Source organism: Rhizobacter sp. P2_H2 (assembly GCF_056403375.1).
On record NZ_JBFUFP010001097.1, the window covers coordinates 1 to 1,746 of the forward strand.

At 65.1% G+C, this 1,746-nt stretch carries 2 protein-coding genes; one reads left to right on the plus strand and one right to left on the minus strand.

Going from position 1 to position 1,746, the window contains the following annotated elements:
* A partial coding sequence (locus AC1D15_RS30415; protein WP_477828963.1) for a transposase occupies positions 1-176 on the minus strand: 176 nt, incomplete at its 3' end.
* Between the two features lie 123 nt (positions 177-299).
* Here AC1D15_RS30415 and AC1D15_RS30420 point away from each other — a divergent pair.
* Positions 300-1,376, plus strand: a complete 1,077-nt coding sequence (locus AC1D15_RS30420; RefSeq protein ID WP_465113541.1) for a sigma 54-interacting transcriptional regulator — start codon at positions 300-302, stop codon at positions 1,374-1,376.
* Positions 1,377-1,746: the final 370 nt, after the last annotated feature.

Below are 1,746 nucleotides of genomic sequence, written 5' to 3' on the forward strand. Positions count from 1 at the left end.
CCCGTGCGCAGCACGCAGACGATGGCCTCGAACACCAGCCGCGCCGGCTTCGGCGGCCGGCCCGCTCCCGGCTTGCGAACATAGATTCGGTCAGCCGCTGAGCGCAGCGGAATCAGCGGTTCGACCCGCTGCCAGAACTCGTCAGTCACCACCCACGATTCGACGCGCTTGCCCAAGGTCTCGGTCCTTCGCCGTGCTCGCCGCGGCTCGGATCGGATCGGATCGGCATTCTGCCTATTTACGGATAAGTTCTTAGGCTTGGAGCCCCGAAGCTCATCCATCAACATAGGGATTCCTAAATGCCAGCAGTGGCCAATCATTGGGGCCTTCAAAGCGCCGACGACAACGAACGCATCAGGATCCGCGCCGTGCTCAGCCCCACCCCGTCCAAGCTCATTGGTCGATCGCCATCCTTCCTTCACGCATTGGGATTGATGGAACGCATGGCGCACTACGAAACGCCGGTCCTGATCCAGGGCGAAACAGGGACCGGCAAGGAGCTGGCGGCACGCGCCATCCACTACCTGTCGGCGCGGCGCGAAGGCCCGTTCGTGCCCTTGAACTGCGGTGCCTTGCCCGAGTCGCTGATCGAGAGCGAACTGTTCGGCTGCGAACGCGGCGCCTTCACCGATGCCAAGCAGGCGCGCAGCGGATTGGTGGCAGCGGCCGAGGGCGGCACGCTGTTTCTCGACGAGCTGGATTCGCTCCCCCCGCGCGCGCAGGTTTCCTTGCTGCGCTTCCTGCAGGACTATCGCTACCGCCCGGTCGGCGGTGCGCGCGAGTGCACGGGCGACGTTCGCATCATCGCGGCGGCGAGCCCGCGACTGAACGACTTGCTGAGCATCGGTGCCTTCCGTGACGACCTGGCGTTCCGGCTCAATGTGCTGCTGCTCGAGATGCCGCCCTTGCGCGAACGCGCCGGCGATGCGCGCATCCTCGCCGACCACTTCATCGCCCGTCATGCGCGCCAGTATGGCCAGCCGCTGCGTCGGCTGCATGCGCAAAGCCTCAAATGGCTGGAGGCCTATCCCTGGCCCGGCAACGTGCGCGAGCTCGACAACCGGGTGCAGCGCGCCCTGCTGTTGTCGGACGCTGAGGAATTGCACCTGGAGCCGAGTGCCGATCCTGCAGCGCGGATAGAGGTGGCGGACTCGCACGACGACTCCATCCATGCCTTCAACGAAGCACGCGAGCGTGCGATGCAACGCTTCGAGCGTGACTACCTGCGGCGCCTGATGCATGCGACCGATGGCAACGTCACGCATGCAGCCCGGCTTGCGGGCAAGGAACGCCGCTCACTCGGCAAGCTGCTCAAGAAACATGGCATCAAGGACGACCTGCTCGTCGCGCCGCTGTTTCCAACGTCCGACGCCTGACAGGTCGAATCGGCAACGCACCCCGGATTGAGCATCCGGGCTCACGCGAAGAGCGTCCTCGCTCTTCCGTCCCTCCCCCTTGTTGAGGTCCGCTGCGCCCAGAACCCTTCGCGAAGCGGGGGCGGCGATCTCCTGCTTCAGCCACATGGGCGGGTCACTCTCGCCGCAGTGGGTCGGCCTCAGTGGGTCGTCTGCGACCCAGCTGCCACCCCAGCTCCAATCAAATCAACCACTTGCGATCAGGCAATCCATGGCACGCCTCTCGCAAGAAGAGCGCGAACTCTGCTGGAGATGTTTTGTTCGATGAGGCAGGGCCGAGGACACGGCGAGCAATGCAGGCCATAGAGGCCTGGCTCGCGCGCTACCCCTC